Below are 13,174 nucleotides of genomic sequence, written 5' to 3'. Positions count from 1 at the left end.
CGGCGGAGCCGGACGTCGCTCTCGGGGAAGTCCGTGATCGGGAAGGCGGCTCCGGACGGGGAGGCGAGCCCGGCCCGGGGAACCATGCGCTGTTCTCGTCCACCCGTGGGGGCTTACGGGGCCGTGCGCATGCTTCGTGGTTCCACTGCCGTCGTACCCGAGTCGCCGCCCTGTCGCGGCATCTGCCTCTACCGGCCGTCGGAGTAGGAGTAGAACCCTTCGCCGGTCGCCACGCCGAGCTTGCCGGCGTCGATGTAGTTCGCCTTCAACCACGCGGCGATCTTCCGGTCCTTCTCGTCGCCGTGGGACAGGATGTTGTACGGCGTGGTGAGTCCGATGACGTCGTAGATCTGGAAGGGGCCCATGGGTGCCCCGGTGGCGATCCGCCACACCTTGTCGACGTCCTCGGGGGCGGCGAAGCCGCCCGCGGCGAGCTCACCGGCGGCGTTGAGGAACGGCACCAGCAGCGAGTTCAGGACGTAGCCGGCCTTCTCCTTGTGGATCGGGATGGGGACCATGCCGATGGCCGCGGCGAAGTCGACGACCCGGTCGAATACCGCGGGGTCGGTGTCGTCGGTGCCCATGACCTCGGCCGTGTTGAACTTCCACACTTGGTTGGCGAAGTGCAGCGCGAGGAACTTGTCGGGACGGCCGGTGAAGTCCTTGATGTCGCTGGGCAGGAGCGTGGAGGAGTTGGTGGCGAAGATCGTCTCCGCGGGTGCGACGGTGCCCAGCTTCGTGTAGGTGTCCCGCTTGATGTCGAGGACCTCGGGTACGGCCTCGACGACGAGGTCTGCGTCCCGGACGGCGTCCGCGAGGTCGGAGGACAGGCGGATGCCGGTCGCAGCCGCCTCCGCCTTCCCGTCGCCGGCACCGGGAACCTCACGCTTGTACGTCTCGGCGAGCTCGCCGAAGCGCTTCTGCGCGTTGGTCAGGGCGTCGTCGCTGATGTCGTAGGCGGTGACGTCGAACCCGCTGTAGGCGGACTGGAACGCGATCTGCGCACCGAGGACACCGGTCCCGAGGACCGTCACCTTGCTGATCCGGCTGGTCATGATTCCTTCTTTCGTTGGGGTGAGGACGTGCCCGGTTGCGGCGTGCCGCGGGCCGGGCGGTCGTCGTCGAGTGCTGCGAAGAAGCCCGTGACGATCTGGTCGATCTGGGCGTGCAGGTCGGCTTCGGGGTCGTTGTGTGGATGCGCACCGGTGAACGCGCGCGCAAGGATCAGGTGCAGGATCGCGAAGATGCTCCGGCCGGCGTGCCGGGCCCGGTCCTCCGCCTGCCTCTCGTCCAGCCCGCGGTTGCGCGCGGCCTCGACGAGCCGGCACGCGACCGTCTCCTCGAAGAGGGCGACGAGATCGAGTCCCTCGGAACGGTATTTCTCGCTTGCGGAGCCGAACAGCAGCTCGCGTTGGTAATTCACCGTGTTCTCGACGTTGCTGTCGGCCGCCTCGAGAATGGGCCGGACGAGGGCCAGTACGGCGTCCACCGGGTCGCGCCGCGAGCGTGACTCGCGCTCGCCGATGCTCAGGGCCGCCCGGAACTGCTGGTTGTAGACCATCATCAGCAGTTCGCCCTTGGACGTCGCGTAGCGGAACAACGTTCCGGCCGCGACGTCCGCGCGTTCGGAGATCTGCTGTGTCGTGACCCCCGCGAAGCCCTTCTCCGCGAACAACGATGAGGCGGCAGCGAAGATTCGGCTCTGCTTGTCACGCATGTTCCGGTCTCGGCGACCCGGCGCTCCCGCCGATTCGACCATTTCGCGCCTCCCGGAATGAGTGGACTCATTAATGAGCATACTCCGCTATCGGTCCGCGGGCATCCGCTGGCCCGCTCGGTCACGCTGCTGCCGGCGACGCCGCAGCCGGGGACAGTTTCATCCCCCGTTTCACCCCGGCGCGGCTGGGCCGGGCGGAATCGGAACGCTACCTTCGAGACCCGGGACCCCGCTGCTCTGCCCTCGAGGAGCAGCGGGGTCCTGTCTCACGTGTCCTGCGCCGGAACGAGTGCGGGGTCGGCGTCGCTGCGGCGGTGGAACCCGCGCACGTCGTAGATCCGAGTCACCACCGCCCCGAGCGCGAGGCCGATCCCGAGACCCAGCAGGGTCATCAGGGCGCCGCGGGTCAGCCCCGCGGGGCCACTGCCGTCGAAGTACAGGATGGCCCGGGTCGCGATGTACACCTGATGCATCGGTTCGAAGGTCGACAGCCACGTGTACAGCGGGGGCATCGCCTCGAGCGGCACGGTCCCGCCCGACGACGGCAGGCCCAGGATGATGAAGATCAACAGGTTCACCAGCAGTCCGGCGGAACCGAACACGGCCATCACCGAGATCGAGGTGACGCCCACGGCCGTGATCGCGAGGGCCCCGTACTCCCACAGCAGCAGGGCGCGGGTCACGGGCATGCCGAGCAGGGTGGCGATCCACAGGTAGAGCGCCGACACGATCAGCCCCAGGATCACCATGATCGCCCACTTCACGAGCAGCACCCGGAACCGCGACAGATGCGCAGTCTTCCGGTCGACGTACCACGGCCCGTACTCGGTGGGGACGAAACCGAGGGCGCTGTCGACGAGCGAGTTGACGATGGTGGCGCCGGTGAAGCCCGCGAGGATGAGCAGCAGTGTGTAGTAGAACGCGGACAGGCCCAGTCCGGTGCCGTCGGGCAGCGGCTTGTGCTCGACGAAGCGGACATCGATCGGATCCGCCAGCGTCAACCGGCTGCCGCCGGACAGCTGCAGATCCGGGGCGCTGGTGGCGAGGGTGTCGGTGACCGTGGTGGTGAGTTGTTCCCCGACGGTGGCGTTCACGGTGGTCAGGGCGCGGTCGGCGATCGATTCGACGATGCCCTTGCCGAAGGTGCCGATGCGGGGGTTGGTGTAGACGGTGATGATCGGCTTCTCGATGTCGCCGGGGATCACGCTGCCCTGCGCCAGGATGGACGTGCGTTTGGTGAAGTCGCTCGGAATCACGATCGCGCCGTAGAGTCGGCCCGAGTCGAGACCCGAGATCGCCCCGGAGATCCCGACCTGCTGCAGGTCGATCTCCGCCGGATCGACCCCGTCGGCGACGGCGGCGGTGATCTCGGCGCCGAGATTGCGCTGCTGGTCCGAACCGGGCAGCACGTCGCCGACGTCCTGGTTGACGATGGCGACCGGGAACCTGTGCAGATTGTCGGCCGGATTGATCATGCTGCCGATGTAGAGGGCCGCCAGGGCCGCCATCACGGCGGTCACCACGACGACCGGCGCCAGCCAGAAGCGGGGGCTGCGCAGGGTGCCGGCGTGCGGGTCGGCGCTGATCTCCGTCGAACTCATTCCAGGCCTTCCGTGATGCGTCGAGTCGGTGCGGTGCCCTTCAATTGTGCACACCCGTAGTCAGATGCGGATGCTTCCCCGCCGCCTCGTGGTACGAGACACGAAACGTGCACGCCCGCGAGGCAGCTCACTCCCGGACTGTATGGTGCCCCGCGGAACAATTCGATACGGGGGGATTTCATGGGGGAAATCGTGCGCGCGGGCCGGGCGTCCGTCGCGAAACGGGCGGTGCCGGTGCTCGTGTCGTCGCTGCTGCTCGTGGGCTGCGGCGGCGAGAGCCGGGACCACATCGCCGAGACCTACGAGCATCGGGAGACGAGGAGAAACACCGAGGTCTACCACTCGCCGGATCCGGTGCAGGCGACGGTCGACGCGATCGTGCGCAGGCAGGAGCCGACCGCGCAGACGGTCGATCGCGGCCGGTGGGAGCTGCGATTCCCCGGCGACGTCGTGATCGTCGAGGCCGCGGCCGAGGGCGGCAGCACAGTCATCGTCCGGGACCTCGACCGGCGACCGCGCCGGGGTCTGTTGCAGCGGCTGGGGGCGCTGTTCGGCTCCGACGCGTCCGGAGCGGGGCACCGGTCGGGGTCCGAACGAGGGGCGAGGTAGGAGCGTAGGCGGGCGGTCGATCGGGATGATCCGGCCGACCCGCGCGTGAGCCGTGGTCGTTCGGCCGCCGGTGCCCTCCGATGCTCTGCCGGGTCGGGGGGCACACCCATGTAATTAATACGTGTACTAAATTATCGAGCTCGGATAAGGTGAAGGCCATGACCGAAGCGGACGCCCGCGACCTCGACTACTGGTCCTTCGTCGAACTCGCGAACCGGCGCCTGAGCAACCGATACGGCGACTACCACGAGCAGGCCACCGAGGTGCTGCTGACGCTGAACCGCGCTTCCGACATCGTCACGTACGACCTCGAGGCGGCCGTGCACCGCCCGCGGGGGCGGTCGTGGTCGGCCTATCGGCTGATGTTCGTCACCTGGCTGGCCGGTCCGATCGAGCCGAAGATGGCCGCCAAGCTCACCGGCATGAGCCGTGCCGCCGTCTCCAATCTGGCGAAACCGCTGGTCGAGGCGGGTCTGTTGACGCGAACCCCGGATCCGGAAGACGGCCGGTCGGTCCGCTTGTCGCTCACCGGGGCCGGCGAGCGGGAGATCATGGAGACGTTCCGTGCCCAGAACGAGCGGGAAGCGGCATGGGTGGACGTGCTGAGCGAGGCGGAGCAGCAGATTCTCGTCATGCTCCTCAACAAGCTCATCACCAAGCGCAGCCAGTTCGACATGCGCGACCGCAACTGACGACCGATCGGGCCGATGTGGTTGCGCTCACGCCCGAAAAGTAGTTAAGGTGTTTATCAACACCGCGGCCTCCCGCGGATCCGCCACGAAGAGCCCGAGGAGCTGAATCTCATGGCGTTCTACCGACAGCTCGGCGTCATCCCGCCGAAGCGCCACACCCAGCACCGCAACGAAGACGGCGGGCTGTTCTACGAGGAGCTGATGGGCGAGGAGGGCTTCTCCTCGGACTCGGCGCTGCTCTACCACCGGCACATCCCGTCGGCCATCGTCGACGCCACCGAGTGGAAGCTGCCCGACCAGGCCACCACCCCGAACCACCCGCTCAAGCCGCGCCATCTGAAGCTGCACGATCTGTTCCCGCAGACCGTCTGGGCCGAGACCGACGTCGTCACCGGCCGCCGGCTGATCCTGGGCAACGCGGACGTGCGCCTGTCGTACGTCGTGGCGGCGAAGGAGTCGCCGCTCTACCGCAACGTCGTCGGCGACGAGATGGTCTACGTCGAGTCGGGAACCGCCCGCGTCGAGACCGTCTTCGGTGTGCTCGACGCGAAGGCCGGCGACTACGTGCTGCTGCCGATGGCCACCACCCACCGCTGGATCCCCACCGGCGACGAGCCGCTGCGCGCCTACGTCATCGAGGCCAACAGCCACATCGTCCCGCCGAAGCGCTTCCTGTCGCGGTTCGGCCAGTTCCTGGAGCACGCGCCGTTCTGCGAACGCGACCTGCACGGCCCGACCGAGCTGATCCAGGTCGAGGACAGCAACGTCGAGGTCCTGGTCAAGCACCGCACCTCGCACGGCATCGTCGGCACCCGCTACCTCGTGCCCAACCACCCGTTCGACGTCGTCGGCTGGGACGGCTGCCTGTACCCGTACACCTTCAGCATCCACGACTACGAGCCCATCACCGGCCGGGTCCACCAGCCGCCGCCGGCGCACCAGGCGTTCGAGGGCAACAACTTCGTCATCTGCAACTTCGTGCCCCGCAAGGTGGACTACCACCCGCTGGCGATCCCGGTGCCCTACTACCACTCCAACGTCGACTCCGACGAGATCATGTTCTACTGCGGCGGAGACTACGAGGCCCGCAAGGGCTCCGGCATCGGCCAGGGATCGATCTCCGTCCATCCCGGCGGCCACGCCCACGGCCCGCAGCCCGGCGCCTACGAGCGCAGCATCGGCGTCGACTTCTTCGACGAGCTCGCCGTCATGGTGGACACGTTCCGGCCGCTCGAACTCGGCGAGGGTGCGCTCGCGTGCGAGGACGCGGCCTACGCCGGAAGCTGGAACCGGGGGCTGCAGAAGTGAGCACTCTCGGAGCCCTGCTGACGGAACTGTGCGACGACGCCGCGCTGTTCCCGCCCGGTAACGCCCCGCTCGATCGCGCCCTGCCGGCCCATGCCGCGCACCGCATCGCCGACCATGCCGGGCTGGTGGGCACGTTCGTGTTCCCGGCGCCGCGGATCCCGGAGTTGCTCGAGGCACTCGGACAGCGCCCGTTCGGGGGCGACCTCACCCTGAGCCTGACCGTTCCGGGCGGGCCGTCCGCGGTCGTTCCCGCAATGGAGAGCCTGCGCGACGTCGACGGCGTCACCGTGGCCGCCCTCGAGATCGCCGTGCCCGCCGGGGAGAGCCCCGCCGGTGTGCTCGTCGCCCTCGACCTGATCGCCGCAGAGTACCCCGGAGTCGCACTGTTCGTGGAGGTTCCGCGCGACGAGCGCCGCGCCGAGATCCTCCAGGGACTCGTGGGATCGCGTTACGCGGCGAAGTTCCGCACGGGCGGGGTGGTCGCGGAGGCGTACCCCGACGAACGGGAACTCGCCGACGCCCTCTCGACCGTGGTCCGCACGAAGGTCCCGTTCAAGGCCACGGCGGGCCTGCACCACGCGGTCCGCAACACCGACCCGCACACCGGGTTCGAACAGCACGGATTCCTCAACGTGCTCGCCGCCGTCGACGCCGTGCTCGACGGTGCGGACACCGCGGCCGTCGCGGCGGTGCTCGCCGACCGGGACGGCGCCGGCCTGGCCGCCCGGTTGCGCGACCTGTCGCCTGCTCGAATCGAGGAGCTGCGCAACAGCTTCCGCTCGTTCGGCACCTGCAGCATCGTGGAGCCGCTCGCCGATCTCGTCGAGGTCGGCCTGGCTCCGCCGACGATGTCCCCGATCACCGAAGGATCTCTCGCATGACCGTCATCGACATCCCGGAAGGTTCGCTCTTCGGCGCGAACAACCTGCCCTACGGCGTGTTCTCCACGGCCGGAACGCAGCCGCGCGTCGGCGTGCGTGTCGGTGACTCCGTTCTCGACCTGTCCGTCGTGTTCGACGATCCCGCGTTCGCCGCCCCGACCCTCAACGCCTTCATGGCGCAGGGCCGCGCCCGCTGGGACGAGGTGCGGGCCGCGCTGCAGGATCTCGTCGCCGGGGACGTGCCCGCCGAGGCCGTGCACGCCGTCGCGGACGTGACCCTGCATCTGCCGATCGACGTCGCCGACTACGTCGACTTCTACGCCTCGGAGAACCATGCGTCGAACCTCGGGCGCCTGTTCCGGCCCGACAATCCGTCGCCGCTGATGCCGAACTGGAAGCACCTGCCGGTCGGCTACCACGGCCGGTCGAGCACCGTGGTCGTGTCGGGAGTGGACATCGTGCGTCCGTGCGGACAGCGCAAGGGCCCGAACGATCCGGCGCCCGTGTTCGGCCCCTCGATCCGCCTCGACATCGAGGCCGAGATGGGCTTCGTCGTCGGCGTCGGGTCGCCGATGGGATCGTCGATCTCCCCGGACGAGTTCGCCGACCACTGCTTCGGGGCCGTCATCCTCAACGACTGGTCGGCCCGCGACATCCAGGCGTGGGAGTACGTGCCGCTCGGTCCGAACCTCGGCAAGTCGTTCGCGACCTCGATCTCCCCGTGGGTCGTGCCGCTGGCCGCGCTCGAGGCTGCCCGCGTCGACACCCCGGTGCAGGACCCGGAACCGCTGCCGTACCTGAAGGGCACCGAGAAGTGGGGCCTGGACATCGATCTCGAGGTCGAGTGGAACGGTCACGTCGTCTCGCGTCCGCCGTACGCCCAGATGTACTGGTCGCCGGCGCAGATGCTCGCGCACACCTCCGTCAACGGTGCCGCCACCCGCACCGGCGACTTGTTCGGCTCGGGCACCATCTCCGGTCCCGAGAAGGACCAGCGCGGGGCGTTCATCGAACTCACCTGGGGCGGTATGGAACCAGTGCAGGTCGGCGACGAGACCCGGACCTTCCTCGAGGACGGTGACGAGATCTCGATCTCCGCCACCGCGCCCGGGCCGGACGGCACCCGCATCGGGTTCGGTGAGGTCCGCACCCGCATCCTGCCCGCGAAGGACTCGGGCCGCTGACCGACCCGGATCCGTTTCAGCGAACGGTCAGTGAGTCACCCAGCGAGAGAACGCCTTCCGATGCGACATCGGCGTACACCCCGATGCACGGTGCCGGCCTGGCCTCGGGACGGTTCGGGACGCGGTTGCGGCCGGTGACGGTGCGCAGCATGTCGCGCCGCGCCGGCACCTCCTGGTGCGGCAACGTCACCATCACGCACCGCGCCGTGCGCTGCGTCGGCACGAGCGCCGCCGTCCCCACCTCGAGCTGGCGGCCCAGCCAGTCGTCCTCGACGAACCCGGTGCCGTCCGCCGAGACCACGACGTTGGGGCGGAAGCGGCGCAGCGCGACGTCGGCGGGGTCGCCCGTGCCGAGCGCGTCCACGGCTGCCGTCGTGAGCAGGTGCAGCGGCGCCTCGTCGTAGGTGCGCGGGCGGGCCTCCAACGTCAGTGCCCGCCCGGTCAGTTCCGACAGCAGCGCGGGGGTGCGCGGGTCGTCGCCGCGGGTGCACCGGCCGTCGGGCAGGGTGATCTCGAGGACGGCGGGATCCGAGGGGTCGGCGTCGTCGAGCAGCCGGGCGCGGCATTCGAGCAGTCGCGACCAGGCGCGCACCTTCTTCGCCGTCGCGACGGCGCCGGTCTCGGCGTCGATCACCGCCCACAGGTGGTCGCCGCGCAGCCCGTCCGGCTCGATCGTCGCCGACGGCAGTTGCTCGCCGCCGAACGACTTGACCGGGTAACGCCAGAGCTGAGAGACCTGCACAACGGGCCAGCATACGGACCGGTGTGCCCTTTGGGCGGTCCTGGCAGCCCAAAGGACGCACCGGCGCAGCCTAAGGTGTGGCGTATGAGCGATGATGCGACGCCTCGCCGTTGGGGCCTGACGATCCCCCTCGACGGCATTGCCCTGCCCGACCAGCGAGATCTGATCGCCGAACTGCCCGACCTCGGCTACACCGACGTGTGGTCGTCCGAGAGCAGCGTGGCCGACGCCTTCACGCCCCTGGCGCTGGCGAGCGTGTGGGCCCCGACGCTGCGGCTGGGCACCGCGATCGTGCCGGTCTTCACGCGCGGTCCCGCCACCCTGGCGATCTCCGCGGCCACCCTCGCCGCCGCCGCCCCGGGCCGTTTCGTCCTCGGCGTGGGCACCTCGTCCAACGTGATCGTCGAGAAGTGGAACAGCACCCCGTTCGAGGAGCCGTTCAAGAGAGCCCGCGACACCCTGCAGTTCCTGCGTGCCGCGCTCGCCGGCGAGAAGATCAGCCACAAGTACGACACGTTCGAGGTCGGCGGGTTCCGCGCCGGACTCGTCCCCGATCCCGCCCCGCCGCTGCTGCTCGCCGCCCTGCGCCCGGGGATGTTGCGCCTCGCCGGACGCGAGGCCGACGGCACGATCGTCAACTGGCTCTCGGCCGACGACGTGCGCACCGTCGCGCCGTACGTGCACGAGGGAGGAGCGGGCAAGGAGATCGTCGCCCGCATCTTCGTGCTGCCCGGTTTCGACGCCGAAACCGCCCGCAGCATCGGTCGTCGCATGGTCGCCGCCTACATGAACGTCCCCGTCTACCGTGCCTTCCACGAATTCCTCGGACGCAGCAACGATTTCGAGGGCATGTGGCGGTTGTGGGCGGAGGGGGAGCGGTCGGCGGCCCTCGCTGCGATCCCTGACCACGTGGTGGACCAGCTCGTCGTGCACGGGCCGCCGGAGGCGTGCCGCGAGCACATCGAACGGTACGTCGAGGCGGGCGTGACCACTCCCGTGATCGCGATGACCACCGCCGGCGACCCGACGGAGATGATCCGGGCCCTCGCCCCGCGCTGACCATCGGTCACGATTCGGTCGCGGCCGTAACGCGCGGCTCGGGCATCGACGACATTCCCGGCAGATCGACCGCTGGGAGGCCGCGATGCCTGGACCGGATCCGCGCCGGGTGACCGTCGCCGCCGACGACGGTGTGCCCCTGTCGGTGCGGGTGCACGGACCCGTCGACGCGCTCGTCACCGTCGTGCTGGTGCACGGCCACTGCCTGCACACCGGCAGCTGGTCGGCGGTACGCGAGCGCCTGGCCGGGCAGGCCGGGGCGGGGGTCCGCATCGTCGCCTACGACCAGCGCGGGCACGGCCGGTCGGGGATCGGCGCGCCGGAGACGTACACCATCGAGCAACTCGCCCACGACCTCGACGTCGTCCTGCGCACCGTCGTGCCCCCCGGGCCGGTGGTGCTGGCGGGGCACTCGATGGGCGGCATGGTGGCGATGGCCTACGCGCGGCTGTACCCGGAGCGGATCGGCAGCCGCGTCGTCGGTGCCGCCCTCGTCGCGACCGCGGCGAGTGGCCTGGCCGAGTCGGGGCTCGGCCGTTATCTGCGGCACCCGGCGGTGTCCGTGCTGCACCGCGCGGTGCGACGCGCGCCGCGGGTGATGCAGGGATCGATGCGGATCGGCGGGCGCATGTGCGGTCCTGTGGTCCGTCGCGGCGCCGCGGACTCGTGGGCACGGTCGCTGGCGACGGCCCTGGCCACCGAGACGTCGATCGTGACGCTCTCGCGCTTCCTGGCGGCGTTCGCCGTGCTCGACGAGTCGGCGGCCCTCGCCGTGCTGGCTGCGATACCGGTCCTGGTGCTCGGCGGCTCGGCGGACGAGCTGACGCCGTTCGCGCACTCGCGGGCCATCGCCGCGCGGCTGCCCGCCGCCGAACTGGTGCGGGTCGACGGGGCGGGGCACTCGGTGATCGTCGAGCGCGCCGACGAGGTGGCGGCCGCGCTGCTGCGACTGCTCACCCACGTTCGGGGGGTGGCCGCCCCCGTCGCGGTGGTGTAGGCAGGAGCGCATGACCGACACGCGCACCGACCAGCCCGCCGCCGTACTCATCGCCGTCGACGAGGCGTCCGGGATCGGCCTGCTCACCCTGAACCGTCCCGATCAGCGAAACCCGTTGTCCGCGTCGGCGATGCGCGAGGTCACGATGGGGCTGCGCGCGCTGTCCGCGGAGTCCGCGACCCGGGTGATCGTGATCCGCGCCGAGGGCCCGGTGTTCTCGGCGGGCCACGACCTGCGCGAGATGATCGGCCGGACCCTCGAGGACGAGCGGGTCATCTTCGACACCTGTACCGAGATGATGCAGACCGTGCAGTCGGTGCCGCAGCCGGTGATCGCGTCGGTGCAGGGTGCGGCCGTCGCGGCCGGCTGCCAGCTGGTGGCGTCGTGCGACCTGGCGGTCGCGTCGTCGGACGCGGTGTTCGGCACCCCGGGGGTGAAGATCGGCCTGTTCTGTTCCACGCCGATGGTCGCGCTCAGCCGGGCCGTGGGGCGCAAGCGGGCCATGCAGATGCTGCTCACGGGCGAGACGATCGACGCGGCGACGGCGGCGGACTGGGGGCTGATCAACTTCGTCGTCGACCCGGCGGCCCTGGAATCCGAGACCGCGGCCCTGGCCGCGAAGATCGTCTCGGCGTCCCCGGCGACGGTGCGGATCGGGAAGGAAGCCTTCTACCGGCAGATCGAGCTGCCGCAGGAGCAGGCCTACGAGGCGATGGCCGAGACCATGGCGACCAACGCGATGATCTGCGACGCCCAGGAGGGCATGACGGCGTTCGTGGAGAAGCGCCGGCCGGTGTGGCAGGGTCGCTGACGCTATCGATCGATCGGTCTGGTCAATTGGTTGGACGTCCTATAACCTGTCGGCCATGAGCCTCGACCCGCGCGCGAACACCGTCGACGGCGTGCTGCACCGCAGCGCCGTCCGCTTCCCCGACCGCACCGCCCTGCGGTTCGGCGACCGCACCCTCAGCTACCGCGAGCTCGACGACGCGGTCACCCGGGCGGCCGGACGGTTGCGCGCGCTGGGCCTGGACCAGGGCGATCGCGTCGCCGCGTACGGCACCAACTCCGACGCCTACGTCGTCGGGTACCTCGCGGCCGCCCGGGCCGGCCTCGTGCACGTGCCGATCAACTACGCCCTGCGCGGCGAGGAACTGAGCTACCTGCTCGGCCAGTCCGGGGCGCGCGCCGTCCTCGTCGACCCCGCGTTGCGCGAGAACCTCGACGCAGTCCTCGGCGACGTCCCGGCCGAGCATGTGGTGCCCCTGCGCGACGCCGACGACTCGCTCCTCGCCGTCGCGTGCACGGGCGAGGTGCCGGAACTCGACGTGACCGTCTCCGATGCCGACCTCGTGCAGCTGCTCTACACCTCCGGCACCACCTCGAAACCCAAGGGCGCCATGATGCCCCACCGGGCGCTGGTGCACGAGTACACCTCGTCGATCGTCGCCCTGGACCTGGCGGCGGACGACAATCCGCTGATCTGCATGCCGCTGTACCACTCCGCCGGCATGCACGTGTTCATGCTGCCGTACCTGGCCGTCGGCGCCACGGTCACGCTGCTGCCCGCCCCCGACATCCCGGAGATCCTGCGGCTCGTCGAGTCCGAGCGGATCGGCTCGCTCTTCCTCGCCCCGACGGTGTGGGTGCCGCTGGCGAGCCACCCCGACCTCGAGACCCGCGACCTGTCGTCGCTGCGGAAGGCGCAGTACGGCGCGTCGATCATGCCCGTCACCGTGCTGAACCGGCTCCGCGAGCGCTACCCGGACCTCGGGTTCTACAACTGCTTCGGTCAATCCGAGATCGGGCCGCTGGCAACGGTTCTGCGCCCAGAGGAGCACGCGGACCGGCCGTCATCGTGCGGGAAGGCGGTGCTGTTCGTCGAGACCCGCGTCGTCGACGCCGACGGCAACGACATGCCCGACGGCGAACCCGGCGAGGTGCTGTACCGGTCGCCGCAGCTGTGCCTGGGCTACTGGGACAACCCGGACGCCACCGCGGAGGCGTTCCGCGACGGGTGGTTCCACTCCGGCGATCTCGTCACGCGCGACGCCGAGGGCTACATCACCGTCGTCGACCGGATCAAGGACGTCATCAACACCGGCGGCATCCTCGTCGCGTCCCGGGAGGTGGAGGACGCCCTCTACACCCACGAGGCCGTCGCCGAGGTCGCGGTCATCGGCACCCCCGACGAGAAGTGGATCGAAGCCGTCACCGCCGTCGTCGTGCTGCGCGCCGGCGCGGACACCGACGAGAACGAGCTGATCGACCACGTCAAGCAGCGCCTGGCGCCGTTCAAGGTTCCGAAGCTCGTCCGGTTCGTGGACACCCTCCCGCGCAACCAGAGCGGCAAGCTTCTCAAGCGCGAGCTGCGCCCCCGGTGA

Annotated in this window: 13 protein-coding genes; 9 read left to right on the top strand and 4 right to left on the bottom strand. The window is 69.9% G+C overall.

Features of this window, described 5'->3' with window-relative positions; all coding sequences use genetic code 11:
* Window positions 1-188: 188 nt before the first annotated feature.
* The 3 genes from OEY_RS0120520 to OEY_RS0120510 form a co-directional block, all read right to left on the bottom strand.
* Window positions 189-1,055, bottom strand: a complete 867-nt coding sequence (locus OEY_RS0120520; protein WP_010595652.1) for a 3-hydroxyacyl-CoA dehydrogenase — start codon at window positions 1,053-1,055, stop codon at window positions 189-191.
* Complete coding sequence (locus OEY_RS0120515; protein WP_017679707.1) at window positions 1,052-1,717, bottom strand: TetR/AcrR family transcriptional regulator; 666 nt, start codon at window positions 1,715-1,717, stop codon at window positions 1,052-1,054. The genes OEY_RS0120520 and OEY_RS0120515 overlap by 4 nt, the downstream gene beginning before the upstream one ends.
* A gap of 266 nt (window positions 1,718-1,983) precedes the next feature.
* Window positions 1,984-3,318, bottom strand: coding sequence for a YhgE/Pip domain-containing protein (locus tag OEY_RS0120510; RefSeq protein ID WP_010595650.1), 1,335 nt, complete (start codon window positions 3,316-3,318; stop codon window positions 1,984-1,986).
* 180 nt (window positions 3,319-3,498) lie between these two features.
* On the opposite strand from OEY_RS0120510, the gene OEY_RS0120505 reads away from it, so the two are divergent.
* The 5 genes from OEY_RS0120505 (at window position 3,499) to fahA (ending at window position 7,992) form a co-directional block, all read left to right on the top strand.
* Window positions 3,499-3,927, top strand: a complete 429-nt coding sequence (locus OEY_RS0120505; RefSeq protein ID WP_010595649.1) for a DUF4247 domain-containing protein — start codon at window positions 3,499-3,501, stop codon at window positions 3,925-3,927.
* Between the two features lie 158 nt (window positions 3,928-4,085).
* Entirely contained in the window at window positions 4,086-4,619 is a 534-nt protein-coding gene (locus OEY_RS0120500) for a MarR family winged helix-turn-helix transcriptional regulator (protein WP_010595648.1), read from the top strand.
* A 111-nt stretch (window positions 4,620-4,730) separates the two neighbouring features.
* Window positions 4,731-5,927: a homogentisate 1,2-dioxygenase gene (locus OEY_RS0120495; RefSeq protein WP_010595647.1), complete on the top strand. Its 1,197-nt coding sequence runs from the start codon at window positions 4,731-4,733 to the stop codon at window positions 5,925-5,927.
* Window positions 5,924-6,808 (top strand): hypothetical protein, encoded by an 885-nt coding sequence (locus tag OEY_RS0120490; RefSeq protein WP_010595646.1) that lies wholly within the window; start codon window positions 5,924-5,926, stop codon window positions 6,806-6,808. The genes OEY_RS0120495 and OEY_RS0120490 overlap by 4 nt, the downstream gene beginning before the upstream one ends.
* Window positions 6,805-7,992: a fumarylacetoacetase gene (gene fahA, locus OEY_RS0120485; RefSeq protein WP_010595645.1), complete on the top strand. Its 1,188-nt coding sequence runs from the start codon at window positions 6,805-6,807 to the stop codon at window positions 7,990-7,992. Before OEY_RS0120490 ends, fahA begins: the two co-directional genes overlap by 4 nt.
* 16 nt (window positions 7,993-8,008) lie before the next feature.
* On the opposite strand, the gene OEY_RS0120480 is transcribed toward fahA, so the two are convergent.
* Entirely contained in the window at window positions 8,009-8,734 is a 726-nt protein-coding gene (locus tag OEY_RS0120480) for an MOSC domain-containing protein (protein ID WP_010595644.1), read from the bottom strand.
* Between the two features lie 84 nt (window positions 8,735-8,818).
* On the opposite strand from OEY_RS0120480, the gene OEY_RS0120475 reads away from it, so the two are divergent.
* The 4 genes from OEY_RS0120475 (at window position 8,819) to OEY_RS0120460 (ending at window position 13,174) form a co-directional block, all read left to right on the top strand.
* A complete protein-coding gene (locus OEY_RS0120475; protein WP_010595643.1) occupies window positions 8,819-9,793 on the top strand; it encodes an LLM class F420-dependent oxidoreductase in 975 nt (324 codons plus the stop codon).
* Between the two features lie 109 nt (window positions 9,794-9,902).
* On the top strand, window positions 9,903-10,790 hold the full coding sequence (locus OEY_RS0120470; protein WP_010595642.1) for an alpha/beta fold hydrolase: 888 nt from the start codon (window positions 9,903-9,905) through the stop codon (window positions 10,788-10,790).
* Window positions 10,791-10,800: 10 nt separating this feature from the next.
* Window positions 10,801-11,601, top strand: a complete 801-nt coding sequence (locus tag OEY_RS0120465) for an enoyl-CoA hydratase (RefSeq protein WP_010595641.1) — start codon at window positions 10,801-10,803, stop codon at window positions 11,599-11,601.
* A 55-nt stretch (window positions 11,602-11,656) separates the two neighbouring features.
* A complete protein-coding gene (locus OEY_RS0120460) occupies window positions 11,657-13,174 on the top strand; it encodes an acyl-CoA synthetase (protein ID WP_010595640.1) in 1,518 nt (505 codons plus the stop codon).

It is taken from the genome of Rhodococcus sp. P14, from assembly GCF_000256505.1.
GTDB lineage: Bacteria > Actinomycetota > Actinomycetes > Mycobacteriales > Mycobacteriaceae > Rhodococcus > Rhodococcus ruber.
Note: the sequence above shows the minus strand (reverse complement) of the source record. Positions and strands in the feature narration are given on the sequence as shown.

Coding starts and splice junctions, on each gene's coding strand:
- OEY_RS0120520 (WP_010595652.1), bottom strand. CDS start 1,055: ATGACCAGCCGGATCAGCAAGGTGACGGTCCTCGGGACCGGTGTCCTC.
- OEY_RS0120515 (WP_017679707.1), bottom strand. CDS start 1,717: ATGCGTGACAAGCAGAGCCGAATCTTCGCTGCCGCCTCATCGTTGTTC.
- OEY_RS0120510 (WP_010595650.1), bottom strand. CDS start 3,318: ATGAGTTCGACGGAGATCAGCGCCGACCCGCACGCCGGCACCCTGCGC.
- OEY_RS0120505 (WP_010595649.1), top strand. CDS start 3,499: ATGGGGGAAATCGTGCGCGCGGGCCGGGCGTCCGTCGCGAAACGGGCG.
- OEY_RS0120500 (WP_010595648.1), top strand. CDS start 4,086: ATGACCGAAGCGGACGCCCGCGACCTCGACTACTGGTCCTTCGTCGAA.
- OEY_RS0120495 (WP_010595647.1), top strand. CDS start 4,731: ATGGCGTTCTACCGACAGCTCGGCGTCATCCCGCCGAAGCGCCACACC.
- fahA (WP_010595645.1), top strand. CDS start 6,805: ATGACCGTCATCGACATCCCGGAAGGTTCGCTCTTCGGCGCGAACAAC.
- OEY_RS0120475 (WP_010595643.1), top strand. CDS start 8,819: ATGAGCGATGATGCGACGCCTCGCCGTTGGGGCCTGACGATCCCCCTC.
- OEY_RS0120465 (WP_010595641.1), top strand. CDS start 10,801: ATGACCGACACGCGCACCGACCAGCCCGCCGCCGTACTCATCGCCGTC.
- OEY_RS0120460 (WP_010595640.1), top strand. CDS start 11,657: ATGAGCCTCGACCCGCGCGCGAACACCGTCGACGGCGTGCTGCACCGC.